General features: G+C 66.6%; 10 protein-coding genes and 1 riboswitch. Of the genes, 7 read left to right on the forward strand and 3 right to left on the reverse strand.

The window, feature by feature from the left end:
- Position 1: 1 nt before the first annotated feature.
- The gene (locus tag KJP30_RS25045) at positions 2 to 1,621 is read right to left on the reverse strand and encodes a PIG-L family deacetylase (protein WP_218448285.1); all 1,620 of its coding nucleotides are present in this window, start codon (positions 1,619 to 1,621) and stop codon (positions 2 to 4) included.
- A gap of 279 nt (positions 1,622 to 1,900) precedes the next feature.
- On the opposite strand from KJP30_RS25045, the gene KJP30_RS07185 reads away from it, so the two are divergent.
- Positions 1,901 to 4,222 carry a mechanosensitive ion channel family protein gene (locus KJP30_RS07185; protein WP_218448286.1) on the forward strand — a complete coding sequence of 774 codons (2,322 nt, stop codon included), beginning with the start codon at positions 1,901 to 1,903 and terminating at the stop codon, positions 4,220 to 4,222.
- A gap of 26 nt (positions 4,223 to 4,248) precedes the next feature.
- Here KJP30_RS07185 and KJP30_RS07190 read toward each other — a convergent pair whose 3' ends face one another.
- Positions 4,249 to 4,551: a hypothetical protein gene (locus tag KJP30_RS07190; protein WP_218448287.1), complete on the reverse strand. Its 303-nt coding sequence runs from the start codon at positions 4,549 to 4,551 to the stop codon at positions 4,249 to 4,251.
- A 119-nt stretch (positions 4,552 to 4,670) separates the two neighbouring features.
- Positions 4,671 to 4,875, reverse strand: a riboswitch (cobalamin riboswitch).
- Positions 4,876 to 4,983: 108 nt separating this feature from the next.
- On the opposite strand from KJP30_RS07190, the gene KJP30_RS07195 reads away from it, so the two are divergent.
- The 5 genes from KJP30_RS07195 (at position 4,984) to KJP30_RS07215 (ending at position 11,865) form a co-directional block, all read left to right on the forward strand.
- Entirely contained in the window at positions 4,984 to 5,895 is a 912-nt protein-coding gene (locus KJP30_RS07195; protein WP_218448288.1) for a LysR family transcriptional regulator, read from the forward strand.
- A gap of 90 nt (positions 5,896 to 5,985) precedes the next feature.
- A complete protein-coding gene (locus KJP30_RS07200) occupies positions 5,986 to 8,100 on the forward strand; it encodes a hydantoinase/oxoprolinase family protein (protein WP_218448289.1) in 2,115 nt (704 codons plus the stop codon).
- On the forward strand, positions 8,093 to 9,790 hold the full coding sequence (locus tag KJP30_RS07205) for a hydantoinase B/oxoprolinase family protein (protein ID WP_218448290.1): 1,698 nt from the start codon (positions 8,093 to 8,095) through the stop codon (positions 9,788 to 9,790). The genes KJP30_RS07200 and KJP30_RS07205 overlap by 8 nt, the downstream gene beginning before the upstream one ends.
- The gene (locus tag KJP30_RS07210; protein ID WP_218448291.1) at positions 9,790 to 11,004 is read left to right on the forward strand and encodes an NAD(P)/FAD-dependent oxidoreductase; all 1,215 of its coding nucleotides are present in this window, start codon (positions 9,790 to 9,792) and stop codon (positions 11,002 to 11,004) included. The genes KJP30_RS07205 and KJP30_RS07210 overlap by 1 nt, the downstream gene beginning before the upstream one ends.
- 24 nt (positions 11,005 to 11,028) lie before the next feature.
- Positions 11,029 to 11,865 (forward strand): NAD-dependent epimerase/dehydratase family protein, encoded by an 837-nt coding sequence (locus KJP30_RS07215; RefSeq protein ID WP_218448292.1) that lies wholly within the window; start codon positions 11,029 to 11,031, stop codon positions 11,863 to 11,865.
- Positions 11,866 to 11,888: 23 nt separating this feature from the next.
- Here the strand turns inward: KJP30_RS07215 and KJP30_RS07220 are convergent, their stop codons facing one another.
- A complete protein-coding gene (locus KJP30_RS07220; protein WP_218448293.1) occupies positions 11,889 to 12,365 on the reverse strand; it encodes a MarR family winged helix-turn-helix transcriptional regulator in 477 nt (158 codons plus the stop codon).
- A gap of 272 nt (positions 12,366 to 12,637) precedes the next feature.
- Here KJP30_RS07220 and KJP30_RS07225 point away from each other — a divergent pair, with 272 nt between their 5' ends.
- A complete protein-coding gene (locus KJP30_RS07225; protein ID WP_218448294.1) occupies positions 12,638 to 14,224 on the forward strand; it encodes an acyl-CoA dehydrogenase family protein in 1,587 nt (528 codons plus the stop codon).
- The last annotated feature ends 138 nt before the right edge of the window (positions 14,225 to 14,362 follow it).

The raw sequence follows: 14,362 nt of genomic DNA on the forward strand, positions 1-14,362 counted from the left end.
ATCAGATCAGCGCGCTGTCGGAAACGTCATCTTCTTCGGCCTCGTCCAGCGGCTCTGTGCTGTCCCACTTGGTCTGGTTCGACAACATGAACTGTTCATAAAAGCCGCCACCCGCAAAGGGATCGCCGGAAGGCACGGGCGTGGGTGTGGGGGTTGGCTCCGGGGCCGGTGTTGGTGTCGGCGTTGGGGTCGGGCTGGGTGCGGCCGGCTGCCAAGCGCCGGTCAGCCCACCCAGAAGCTGATCATAAAGCCCGCCCGAGCCGAAAGCATCGGCCGCCGTCGCCGGGGGCGGCGCGGGGTCCTCGGGCGGGTCCTCGGGCGGGTCCTCGGGCGGGTCGACCGGTTCGGGATCGACCGGCCCCGGATCAAGCGGTCCGCCGGTGTCCGGCGGTGGCCCATCCACCCGCCCCCCCCCGACGATGCTGTATTGCTCGGTCACATATTCCCGCAGGACCCAATCGGTATAGGGTTCGCGCAAGGCCCCGCTGTCATCGGTCACCAGCGGATCGAAGGCGGCATAGGTTTCAAAGACACTGGTCACCAATGCCGTTTCCGCCGCGGTCAGGTTCTCTTCGCTGCCCCAGCTGTCGTAGCCCGCGAAATGCGTGACATGAACGTCCTGCCCGTAGAGATCCAGCGCCGTCTCGGCAAATTCGGTGGTATGCACGTGGTCGCTGTGTTCGATGGCGCTGCTGTCGTCCTGTAGCATCACCTCGTCCGGGGCGTGGCGATCCATGACCGCCGCCAGCACCTGCGTCAGGTCTTGGGCTGTATAGGTCAGCGCGCCGTCAACGGTGGTCACCTGCGCCACCTCGCCTTCGGCCAGTTGTTCGAGACTGCCAAAACCATAGGGTTCCGTCCCCGCGCCGTCGATCCCGTCGGGGGTACGCAGGAAATACAGCCGCACCTGCGGCGCATCGGCCAGATAACTGCTTTGCACCTCCCAAGCGCTGCCGTCGATGTTCAGCGTCACGGTCTCGTCGATCCAGTTCGCCGGATCGGATCCGGCCATCTGGGCATAGGCCGCCTTGGCCCCGGCTTCGCGCGCTTCCCAATAGGCGGCATCGCGGCCCGCATCCCCTGCCGTCAGATAGACCGTGGTCATCGGGTCGCCCGCTGCGATGGTTTCGGCAATCGACGGGTTCATGAACAGCAGGTCGTCGTCCGTATGGGCGACGATCGCCATGTCGCCGCCCTGCGGTGCCGGGCTGAGCGGTTCGATGGTCAGGTCCAGCACCGCCGCATCATAGGGCGTGGCCGCGCCGGTCAAATCGGTCAGCGGCAGCGCCACCGGCACCTCGGCCTGCATCTGCGCCAGCGGCTGATCCTCTTTCGACAGGGTCATGACCCCGTTGGCATCGATCTCGGCGGTGAAGCTGGCTGTTTCTCCGGGCACCAGCGAATCTTCGGCCACCAGCCGGTAGCTCTGTCCGCCCTGCACCAGTGCAAAGAGCAAATCGTCGCCGGCCCCCAACTGGCCAAAGATCAGCCGCGCGCCGCCCGCCGCATCCCCAAGCGCCACGAAAGGCTGTGCGTTTCCGCCGCCCAGCGCGTCAAAACGCAAGGCGATGTCGATGCGAAGCGGGCCGGTAAAGACGCCGTCGATGGCAGGCAGGGGCATGACCATGGCCTTTCGCTTGCGTGCAGGCCAAACGCACCGGGGGCCTGCATACCCGGCCCGGACAGGTTTCTGCCCGGAGATCGCCACAAAAACGCCACACTCTGAAACGCGGCCAGACTACACGGACTGACGCCAAGTCGCGACAGTTATGTGGAAACAGACTGTTCTCACGCTGGCGATGACTTCGGGCAACGCCAGCGGTGGCAGGAATGACGCGGCGCTTGATGGGGCACCGGTTGAACCTATGCTGTTCCAGACCCTTCCGAAAGGAACAGCCCGATGCCCCTGCCCCGCATCATACTGGCCCTGCTGACCCTCTGCATGCTGAGCCTGCTGCCCCGTATGCTGGCCGCCCAGCCCGACGGGCGCGGTTGGCCCGGCGACTGGCAGACCTATTGGTCCACGGGCGAGGCCTTTGTCCTGCTGCAACAGCGCGGCGGCACGGTCAGCGGCACCTATCAGCCCGGCGACGGGCGGCTGACCGGCACCACGGACAACGGCGTGCTGCGCGGCACATGGACCGAGGGCAACAAAAGCGGCGGATTCATCTTTGTCCTGTCGCAGGACGGACAGAGCTTTGCCGGGCGGTTCGGGACCGGCGACTGGTGGAACGGGCACCGCGCCGAAATCGCACAGTTGCAACGCCCCGACTGGTTCAGCGGCGAAACCCCTCAGGCCACGCTGCGCAGCATCCTGACCGCCGCAAATGACGCCCAGTACCACGGGCGCGAGGGGCAGGTTCGCTGGATTGCGCCCCTGCTGACCTATGAGGCCCCCGAGGGCGACAGTTCCGACCGGGACCGGCGGCGGCGGGCGCTGTGGCATATCCTCGACATCTCGACCTTTCGCCTGTGGGATGCGCCGATCCCGGACCCGGATGCGCAGCCCGGTGCCGAACTGGCGTTCGACATCGGCCCCGAAGGCACCGGCGCCAGCTATCGGTTGCTCTTTCAACTGGCCGAGGATGGCACATGGCAGTTGCTGGTGCCGCCCGCGGCGGTGCTTCAGGCCGATCTGGCGCGGCTGGTGGCGGCGCGCGGGCATGAAACGCTGGAAGAACTGGAAAAGGCCCGCGCTGGCAGTCCGCGCATGGTCATGATGGATTTCCTGCTGGGCACCCGGGACTGGGACGGCGCGGGCGGCGCGCGGGCGATGCGGGCGCTGGATCTGGACCATGTGCCAAGGCAATTGCGCCGCGCCGAAGGTGCGCTGATGGCGGATTACCTGCGCCAGAGCCTTGACCGCATCGGCTTTGTCACGTGGCAGGAACTCCCCGACGATCCGGAACGCCCCCTGCCCTACACCTATTACAGGCACCCGCTGGGCAGCATCACCATCGCCCCGACCGACATCCTTGACGAGGACGGGCGGCTGATCGAACGGCGCTGGCGCTTTTCGCGTGAGACGATGGAGATGCTGCCAGCGCTGTACACCGCGCTGGAGAGGATGCCGCTGGCGCCGGGCCTGCGCGCGCCGGAACCGCTGTCGCAGTTCTTTGCCACCCGCAAGGCGGTGCTGGCCAAAGGCGCATGGCTGCAACAGCGACTGTTCGGTCTGGAACTGTGGCAATGGGCGGGGCTGGCGGGATACCTCGTGCTGATGGGCGGGGCCCTGACGCTGGGCTGGCGGCTGTCGCGGCGTCTGGACGGGGCCACAGGGGCACTGGGCCACGTGGCTGGCCAATTGGCCGGGCCGCTGGGCCTGATGGCCGCGGCCCTTCTGTTTCTTGACGCCAGCGAACGGCTGGGCCTGACACTCAGCGCCTTCGGTCCGGTGTCGGCGCTGTCGGCGGTGCTGCTGATCTTTGCGCTGGCGGCGCTGGCCTATCGCGTGATCTCGGTGGTTTTTGCGGCGTTGATGGCGCGGGCGACGCAGACGCAGGCCTATACGGATGAAATCGTGCTGTCGCTGGCGCAGGGGCTGCTCAAGCTGCTGATTGTCGTGGGGGCGGTGATCGCCTGCGCCGATGTGGCGGGCCTGCCTTACGAAGGCGTGCTGACCGGGCTGGGGATCGGCGGCGTCGCGCTGGCCTTTGCGGCACGGGAAACCGTGTCGAACATCATCGGCGGCGCGATCCTTCTGTCTGACCGCCCGTTCCGCAAGGGCGACCTTGTCGAGGCGGCGGGCACGCTGGCGGTGATCGAAACGGTGGGCCTGCGGTCGACGCGGCTGCGGACGCTGGATGACACCTTGATGATTGTGCCCAATGCGCAACTGTCGGATCAGGTGATTTCCAACTGGGGCAGCCGCCGGAAACGGCGGGTGCTGATGCAGATCGGACTGACCTACCAGACCCCGCGCGACCGGTTGCAGGGGTTTGTCGAACGCCTGCGCGAAGTCTATGCCGCCCAGCCCGAGGCTGACACCGACAGCGTGACCATCGGCGTCAAGACCCTTGGACCCCATAGCATCGACATCGAGCTATGGGGCCATTTCCGCGTCTTCAGTTACGAGGCGCAGATCGCCGCGCAACAGGCGCTGATCCTCGACATCCTCGCCCTTGCCGAAGAGCTTGGCGTCGCGTTCGCCTATCCCACCCAGACCGTCCACCTTGGCAACAACGGGTCGGACGTTCCGGCCGCGCCGGTCGACGGGGTGTAGGCTGCGCATTCACTGCGCAACGTCCTTCAGATCGACAGCCGCCGCTGCCGCGCGCCGCCGCGCCGCTGCGGGCGCGGCAAAGGCAGGTCCAGCGGCTGGCCGGGGCGTTGCAGCGATTGCCGCAACAGCGCGCAAAAGGCCGCCACCGCCGGATCGGTTTGGACGAAAGGCTGCGCCCGCAGCCATGCCCGCACGGCCTGCGACTCGTAACTGCTGTGGCCCGGCAGGCTGCCCAGCCATTGCATATAGGCCATGCTGGCCAGTTCCCGCGCCCGTTCCGGGGTTTCGGTCTGTGCCTGCAATTGAGTCAGCACTTTTTCGATCGTCATCGCGCCCTCCGCGCAAGATGGGGGACGGACACCGGGATCAGCCATCGGGAAGGTGCAGCGCACCCGAAAGATCGACGCCGACACCGGGGCACCCCGCCCGGGTTGAGTGACTTCGGCGCCAAGTGGCACCGGCGATGGCAGGTCTCCTGACTCGCGGGTCAAGGCACGCTCCCGAACCTTCCCGGGCCGATCGGCCCAGTGGTCTTTTCGGGATGGCTCGCCGCTTACAGTTGCGGGGGCAGTCGCGGGATTGGGGCCTTGCCCCGCACCGCGTTCCCTATTCGACCGCGGGCATCCGCGGTCACCATCGACGGGCAGAGTGGCGCAGCACCGCGATCCGGTCAAGCGGTCCCTGCGGTTCCCCGGCGGCATCGGCTTGCGCCGGGATGCCGCAGCAGGGACACTGGCGCATCTATCACCGGAGCCCGCCCCGTGACCCAGATCACGCTCAAGCAACTCGAAGCCTTTGTTCAGGTGGCCGACCTGTCCAGCTTTCGCCGTGCGGCAGAGCGGCTGAACACCACGCAACCCAATATCTCGACCCGGATTTCAGCGCTGGAGTCGCTGCTGCGCCAGCGCCTGTTCGACCGCGATGCCGGGTCGGTGCGGCTGACACCGGCGGGGCGGACGCTGTTGCCGCGCGCCCGCGCAGTGCTGGGGGCGCTGGACGGTTTCCTGGCCGCCGCCGGCGAAGAACAGCTGTACGAAGGCGTGCTGCGGCTGGGCGTGACCGAAATGATCGTGCACAGCTGGCTTGGGCCGTTCCTGCGCGCGCTCAAGGCGCGGCTGCCCGCCATCGAGGTCGAACTGACCGTGGATCTGTCGGCCAACCTGTCCCCGGCGCTGTTCAGCCGCGGGTTGGACCTGACGTTGCAAAGCGGCCCTTTCGGGCGGCAGATTTCCGGCGGCGCGGACCTTGGGGCCTTTCCGTTGATCTGGGTCGCCGCCCCAGGTCTGAAAATGCATGGCCGCCCGCTGACGCTGGACCAGATTGCCCGGCACCCGGTTCTGGCTCATGCCAAGGGCACCCTGCCGCACGAACAACTGCGCGACCATTTCGCCTCGCACCCCGATGTGGACGTGCGGCTGGTGCCTTCGACCAACCTTGCCGCCTGTTTGCAGATGACGCTTGATGGGCTGGGCGTGGCCTGCCTGCCCGAAGTCATGCTGCGCGGCGCGCTGGCCGAGGGCAAACTGATGTCGCTGCGCTATCTATGGGTGCCCGACCCGTTGCGCTTTCGCGCCCGCTATGACGCCGCGACCGCGCCGGGCTTTGTGGTGCTGGCCGCCGATATTGCGCGACAGGTGTCGCAGGACAGCCTGATGCCCGCAGAGGATCAATAATTCTTATCCTCTGGATGTAATCAAATAATTGGATCGCATCGATCCCGCTCGCTAGGCTTCCCGGCATCACCGACAGGAGCACAGTGACAGATGACCGGGATGCCTTGCCGCCTTGGGGTCGATATCGGCGGAACCTTTACCGATGTCGTGCTGGAAACGCCCGCCGGGATGGTATCGACCAAGGTTCTGACCACCTATGCCGCGCCCGAGGATGCCATCGCCCTTGGCATGGCCCGCGTCTGCGCCCAGGCGGGTATCGGGCCGGATGAGATCGCGCAGGTGATCCATGGCACGACGCTGGCCACCAATGCGCTGATTGAACGGCGCGGCGCGCGCACCGCTTTGGTGACCACCGAGGGTTTTCGCGACGTGATCGAAATGCGCACCGAAAGCCGGTTCGAACAATACGACCTGAACCTGACGCTGCCGGAACCGCTGTTGCCGCGCAACCGCCGCTATACGCTGCGCGAACGGCTGGACGCGGATGGCGGTGTGCTGATCCCGCTGGACCGGGCCGAGATCGAGTCGCTGGCGGACACGCTGCGCGCCGGTCGCTATGAAAGCGTCGCGGTGGGCCTGCTGCACGCCTATGCAAATGACGCGCATGAACGCCTTGTGGCCGAGGTGCTGGCCGAGAAACTGCCGGGCGTGGATGTCTCGCTGTCCTCCGAGGTCTCGCCCCAGATGCGGGAATACGAGCGTTTCAACACCACCATCGCCAATGCCTATATCCGCCCTCTGATGGCCTCGTACCTTGGACGGCTCAGGGACCGGCTGGCCGCCGAGGGCGCCGATTGCCCGGTTTTCCTGATGCATTCCGGCGGAGGCATCCTGTCGCTGGACATGGCCGCGCGCTTTCCGGTGCGGCTGGTCGAAAGCGGCCCGGCGGGCGGCGCGATCTTTGCCGCCGAAATCGCCGCACGGCACGGGCTGGACCGGGTGCTGAGTTTCGACATGGGCGGCACCACGGCCAAGATCTGCCTGATCAAGAACCGCGCCCCGCGCACGGCACGGGTGTTCGAGGTGGCGCGCAGCTACCGGTTCAAGAAAGGATCGGGCATGCCGATTTCGATCCCGGTCATCGACATGGTGGAAATCGGCGCGGGCGGCGGATCGCTGGCGCATGTGGACGGCATGAACCAGATCCGCGTCGGCCCCGAAAGCGCCGGGTCCGAACCCGGTCCCGCCTGCTATGGGCGCGGCGGCGAAAGACCTGCCGTGACCGATGCGGACCTTGTGCTGGGCAAGCTGGACCCGGAAAATTTCGCCGGTGGGTCGATCCCCCTGTCGCCCGACCGCGCGCAGGCGGCATTGGCCGCGCATCTGGGCGCCCCCCTGGACATGGGGGCCGAAGAGGCCGCCTATGGACTGGCCGAGGTGGTCGATGAAAACATGGCAAACGCGGCACGGGTTCACGCGGTGGAAAACGGCGAGGACCTGTCGCACTACACCATGATCGCCTTTGGCGGGGCTGCCCCCCTGCATGCCGCGCGCCTGTGCGAAAAGCTGGGCGTGGCGCGGTGCCTTGTGCCGCAGGGGGCGGGTGTCGGCTCGGCCATCGGGTTCCTGCGCGCCCCCTTCAGCTTCGAGGCGACGCGGTCGGTCTTTACCCGGATGCGCGCCTTTGCCCCGGATGAGGTGCGGGCGCTGTTCCGCGACCTGCGCGCCGAGGCGGAAAGTTTTGTCCGCAGCTGTGATGCCAAAGCCCCGATCGCGGCAGAGGCCAAGGTTTTCATGCGCTATGCGGGTCAGGGTTGGGAAATCCCGGTGCCAGTCCCGCCCGAGGATATGGAAGCGCCCGATGCCGCCCGGCTGCAAGCGCGGTTCGAAGCGGAATACACCGCCCTGTTCGGGCGCACCGTCGAAGGGCTGGAGGCCGAGATCACCGTCTGGTCCGTCAATGCCTTCACCACCCGCCCCACCCCGGCCGAGCTGACGCCGCCCGAAACGCTGACCGAGGTCGAGACCAGCGCCACCCGACCGCTGTTCGACCCCGCGCAGGGCCAGCGCCTGACCGCGCGCGTGGTGGCCCGGGCGGAGATGGGCGTGGGCGCTCGGCTGACCGGTCCGGCATTGGTGACAGAGGATGAAACCACGGTGATCGTCCCCGCCAGCCGCGAGGTTGCCGTTCTGGCAGATGGCACGCTGGACGTGCGGCTGCCGCAAACCGCCCCTGCCGAAACAAGGGAGAAGGCTCATGTCTGAACCGTCGCAAGTGGCCTATCAGGTGATGTGGACGCGGCTGATCTCGGTCGTCGAGGAACAGGCGCAGGCGCTGGTGCGCACGGCCTTTTCGCCCTCGGTCCGCGAGGCGGGCGACCTGTCTGCCGGGGTCTATGACGATGCCGGGCAGATGCTGGCGCAGGCGGTGACCGGCACACCCGGCCATGTCAACGCCATGGCCGACGCCGTGGGCCATTTCATCCGCCGCATCGGGCGGCAAAACATGTTTCCCGGCGATGTTTACCTGACCAACGACCCTTGGGAGGGCACCGGCCACAAGCATGACATCACCGTGGTCACGCCGGTCTTTCGCAACGAGACGCTGATCGGCTTTTTCGCCTGCACCGCCCATGTGACCGATATTGGCGGGCGCGGCTTTGGCGCGGATGCCAATGACGTCCACGAAGAGGGCCTGTACCTGCCGGTGATGAAATTTGCCGAACGGGGCGCGGTAGACCGCACGCTGCTGGCGATCATTCGGGGCAACGTGCGCGAACCGGACCAGTTGGTCGGCGACATCCACGCGCTGGCGGCCTGCAACGAGATCGGCATGCGGCGCCTGCTGGAGATGATGGCGGAATTCGCCCTGACCGACCTGTCGGGGATTTCGGACTTCATCCTGACCAACTCGCGCAGCGCAACGCTGGAACGGATCAATGCGCTGGCACCGGGCAAGGCCGAGGGCCACATGAGGATCGACGGCTATGCCACGCCGATCGACCTGCATGTGCATCTGAGCATCGAACGGGACCGCATCCTGTGTGACTGGACCGGCACCAGCGGCGTCGACCCCAAGGGAATCAACGTGCCCATGGTCTATACCAAGGCCTATGCCTGCTACGCGCTGAAATGCGCCGTTGCGCCGGACATTCCGAACAATGCCGCCTCGCTGGCCCCGTTCGAGGTGACAGCCCCCGAGGGCACCATCGTCAACGCCCCCTTTCCCGCGCCGGTGGCGCTGCGCCACGTGATCGGCCACATGGTGCCCGACACGGTTTACGACGCGCTGGACAAGCTGTTGCCCGGCACGGTGCCCGCCGAGGGCGCGGGCTGTCTGTGCAATTTTCAGCTGTCGGTCCGCCCGGCCCCCGGCGCAAAGGGCGCGCGGCGGGCCGAGGTCTTGACCTTCAATTCGGGCGGGTCGGGCGCGCGGCCCGCGCTGGACGGGATGAGCGCCACGGCCTTCCCTTCGGGCGTGATGACCATGCCGGTGGAGGCCACCGAACAGGCCGGGCCTGTCATCATCTGGCGCAAGGAACTGCGCCCCGACAGTGGCGGCGCGGGTCAGCACCGCGGCGGGCTGGGTCAATACATGGAGGTCGGCGCGCGCGATGGCCATGCCTTTGACTTCTCTGCCATGCTGGACCGCCTGGATCATCCGGCGCGCGGGCGGCGCGGCGGCACGTCCGGCGGTGCCACGGTGATCGAACGGTCGGACGGCACCGCCATGCGCGGCAAGGGCCGTCAGGCCGTGCCCGAAGGCCAGCGCGTGCGCATGGCCTTTCCCGGCGGCGGTGGCTATGGCAACCCGGCAGACCGCGACCGGGACCGGCTGATCCGCGACATTGCGCTTGGCTATGTCACGCCGGACCATGCCGCGCGCCGCTATGGCTTTGACCGCGACGAGGCCGAGGCGATCCTCGCCCGTGCCCGGCTGGGAGAGATCCTCTGATGGCAACACCCGGTTTCCCGAAGAACCCCGCCAAATCCAGCTATGACGTGGTCATCGTCGGCGGCGCAATCATGGGGTCGGCCACCGCATGGTTCCTGTCGGACAACCCCGATTTCAACGGCACGGTGCTGGTGGTGGAACGCGACCCCAGCTACGAAAAGTGTTCGACCGCGCATACGAATTCATGCATGCGGCAGCAGTTTTCCGACCCGTTGAACGTGCGGATTTCGCAATACGCCGCCGCGTTCATCAAGGAGTTGCCAGAGCGGATCGGGGATGCCCGCGCGCCCCGTCTGTCCGTGCAGAATTTCGGCTATCTCTACCTTGCCGACGATCCGGGCTTTGCCGATCACCTGCGCAGCATCGTGGACATGCAGCGCGCGGAGGGCGCGGAAACAGAACTGCTGACACCGGCGGACATCGCGGCGCGTTATCCCTTTTACCAGTTGGACGACATCCTGCTGGGGTCGATCAACACCCGGGACGAAGGCTATTGGGACGGCGGCATCCTGTTCGACTGGTTCCGCCGGGCCGCCCGTAACCGGGGCGTGGAATACGTGGCCAACGAGGTCACGGGCATGACGCGCGAAGGCGACCGGATCACCCATGTGACGCTGGCCTCGGGCGAGCAGATCGCCTGCGGCACCGTGGTCAATGCATCCGGCCCGCGCGCGGCCCGCACCGCCGCGATGGCGGGAATCGAAATCCCGGTGGAACCGCGCAAACGCTTTACCTGGGTCTTTTCGGCGGAAACCGCGCTGGACCGGGACCTGCCGCTGACCATCGACCCCTCAGGGGTCCATGTGCGGCAGGACGGGCCGGCCACCTATCTTGCGGGCGCCGCGCCAGAGCTGGACCTGCCGGTGGCGCCGGATGATTTCACCATGGATCACAACCGTTGGCAGGATCACGTCTGGCCGATCCTTGCCACCCGTATCCCGGCCTTTGAATCGATCCGTATCGTCACGGAATGGGCCGGGCATTACGCCTATAACACGCTGGATCAAAACGCGATCCTTGGCCCGCACCCGGCAATCGGCAACCTGCTGTTCCAGAACGGATTTTCCGGCCACGGGTTGCAACAGAGCCCGGCCATGGGCCGCGGCATGTCGGAATGGATCACCTATGGCGGCTACCGCAGTCTTGACCTGACCCCCTTCGGGTTCGAGCGCATCGCGCAGAACCGTCCGATGATCGAACGCGCCGTGATCTGAGGCGCAGACAGAAAGGCTTGTGACATGAAGAAACTGGTACTGACCGGGGCCGCCGGGCGGCTTGGCTCTTACCTGCGCGAACCGCTGTCGCGCATGGCCGGGGAACTGGTCTCGACCGATCTTGCCGAAGGGATCGGCACGCTTTACCCCGGCGAACGCTACATGCGCGCGGATCTTGCCGATCTGGACGCCATGATGGAGGTGCTGGAGGGGGCCGACATGGTGGTGCATTTCGGCGCCATCGGGGACGAGGCCCCGTTCGAGCAGATCCTTGGCCCCAATATCATCGGCGCCTACAACGTCTGGGAGGCCGCGCACCGGCTGGGTCTGCGCCGCGTGGTCTATGCCAGTTCGATCCACGCGGTCGGCATGTACCCCCGGCAGGAAAGGATCGGCACCGACGTGCCGCATCGGCCCGATACGTTCTACGGCCTCGCCAAATGTTTCGCCGAGGATCTGGGCCGGATGTACTGGGAAAAACGCGGGTTGGAATCGGTCTGCCTGCGCATCCTGTCCTGCGCCCAGGTGACCAGCGCGCGCGCCCTTGGCACCTGGCTCAGCTATGATGACCTTGTGCAACTGGTGACGCGCGCCATCGACACGCCGACCACGGGCTTTGCGGTAGTCTATGGCGTTTCGGACAATGACCGTGCGCCGGTAGACAATTCAGCGGCGCGTTTCCTGGGCTACCGCCCCAAGGACAACGCCGAGGTCTTTGCGACCGAGATCCTTGCCGCCGAGGGGCCGGGCGACCCGACCGACCCGGCACAGATGCGCCATGGCGGCGCTTTTGCCGCCGTCGACCTTGGCCAGAGCGGTCAGGCACAAATGAACATTGTCGACGACCGCAAGGAAACCTGACCGTCGGGCGACCGGTGGCGCGGTCAATCCGCGCCGCTTTCCCCGATCGCCAGCATCTTGCGCAAAAGCCGTTTGAGCTCGGCGGTTTCCGCGTCAGTCAAGCCCGAGGCGGCACGCGATTCATGATCCGAGAGGATCGGCCCCAGAACGGCCACCCGCGCCCGCCCGGCCTCTGTCAGGTTCAGTTCCATGGCACGCTTGTCGTCTTCGGGCACGCGGCGGTGGATCAGCCCGTCCTCTTCCATCTGGCGGACCATCTTGGTCATATGCGCGCGCTTGATCGACAGCGCCCGCGCCAGCATACCCTGCCGGATGCCGGGATTTTCGTGCAGCACCATAAGGACGGTCAGCTCTCCGGGGCGAATGTCCTGCCCCTCGAACGACCGGAAGAAATCGGCAAAGCTGCGCAATTGCGCCAGCCGCAGCAGAAAGCCCAGCGCCCCGGCCAACGGGCCATAGCGGACGGTTGTGTCCTCGCTTTCGGGTTTGAGATCATCCAAGGGGGCACCCCCCGCCGGTTTGCGCGGTGCGGACACCGGTCCCGTCACGGCCCATGACCATGCAAATCCTCCCTAGTCTGTCGCTGTTTGCGATATCGTTATTGTTTCCCAGTAGACAATATAATCGATTCGAGTCAACATCGCCACCGGAACTGCGGGGGTGTCCGGCGCCATGAGGGAGGAAACATGGCCGCCCCCAGCCCCCTCCGCCCCGGGCGGAGGGGGCGAACGGGCTGACCGGATGACCTGCCTCCCGTCAGGAAAGTGACCGAATGACCCCAGAGCTTCTTGCCCAGATCCTTGCCCGCACGCCCGGTTGGGCCGAACAGGCCGCCGACAGCGGATTGGACGACACAGCCATAACCCAGATCCTTGGCGAGGCGGCAAAGCTGGCCGAGGACACGCTGTCCCCGTTGGCGGCCCGCGCTGATGAAACCGGTTGCCGGGTGGAAAACGGTCGCGTGCGCACGCCAGACGGATATGCCGCGGCCTATCGCGCCCTTGGCGAAGGCGGCTGGCTGGCTGCCGACCTGCCCGAGGATCTGGGCGGCATGGGCCTGCCTCTGGCGCTGCACGTGGCCGCCGCGCTGCCGATGGAGGGCGCCGCCCTGCCCTTCATGATGCTTCCCGGTTCCAGCCGGGCCGCCGCCTTTTGCCTTGCCGCCAATGCGCCAAAGCTGGCCGCCGAATGGTGCCCGATGCTGGCCACAGGGCAATGGGCCGCAACGATTTGTATCTCGGAACCTGATGCTGGCTCTGACGTGGGACGCATTCGCACAAAGGCCGAAGCGGTCCACGGCACCTGGCGGATCAGCGGCACGAAGTGCTGGATCAGCTTTGGCGATCACGACATGACGGACCGGATCGGCCACCTGCTGCTGGCGCGCACCGGCGCGCCACAGGAGGGCACGCGCGGTCTGTCGCTGTTTCTTGTCCCCGACATCACCGAAGACGGCGCACCAAACGGCATTCATGTCGAACGGATCGAGGAGAAACTGGGCCTGCACGGCTCGCCGACCTGCGTTTTGCGTTTCGAAAATGCGCAGGGCGTGATGATCGGCACGCCGGGTCGCGGCTTGCCTGCCCTTTTCCACATGATCGAACGGATGCGGTTGCAGGTGGGCACACAGGGCGCGGGCGTGGCGGCCACCTGCGCCGAACTGGCGCACCGCTATGCCGAGGACCGGCGTCAGGGCGGCGCACCCGACGCCCCGCCGCTGCCGCTGACCGCGCATCCGGACGTGCAGCGCATGTTGCTGACCATGCGGGCGCGGGCGCTGTTGCTGGCTGCACTGGTGCTGGAAACCGCCTGCACGCTGGACATGGCCCGTGCTGGCGATGCGCAGGCCGAAGCGCTTGCGCCTTGCCTTTTGCCACTGGCCAAGACCTTTGGCGGCGAACTGGGACAGGCCAATGCCAGCGACGCAATCCAACTGCTGGGCGGCGCGGGATACACGCGCGAATGGCCCGCCGAGCGGCATTTCCGCGATGTTCGGATCACCACCATTTACGAAGGCACCACCGGCATGCAGGCGCAGGACCTCGTGTTGCGCCGGTTGCTGAAAGACGAAACCGCGCTGGCCGCCTTTACGGCGCGCGCGGATGCCTGTCCCGAAGTCGCCGACAGGTTCACTGCCGTGGTCGACCGGGTGAAAGCCGCCCCACCGACTGCGCGGCTGATGGCGGCGGACGCCGTCATGCGCGCCGCATGGGTGGCACAAGGCTGCATTCTGGCCCATCGGCTTGCCGGTATGGACGCGCACAGTGACCGCGCGCTGGACCTCTGGCTTGCGCTGGCCCCCGCCCGCATGGCCGAGGCCGAAGCCGCCATAGACTGGGCGCTGACACAACAGGACTGAGCGATCCCGCCCGGCATTCCGATGGATTCGGCCTGCTTTTTCCCAGTGGGACGCGAAATGGTCTGCCAGGCGATTCCGTGCCATTGGTCCCGGTCGCCGCAGGCGCTTTTGGCAACGAAGACCGAAAACGCGGGATGC

Origin of the sequence: Antarctobacter sediminis, assembly GCF_019218285.1 — a bacterium.
Taxonomy (GTDB): domain Bacteria; phylum Pseudomonadota; class Alphaproteobacteria; order Rhodobacterales; family Rhodobacteraceae; genus Antarctobacter; species Antarctobacter sediminis.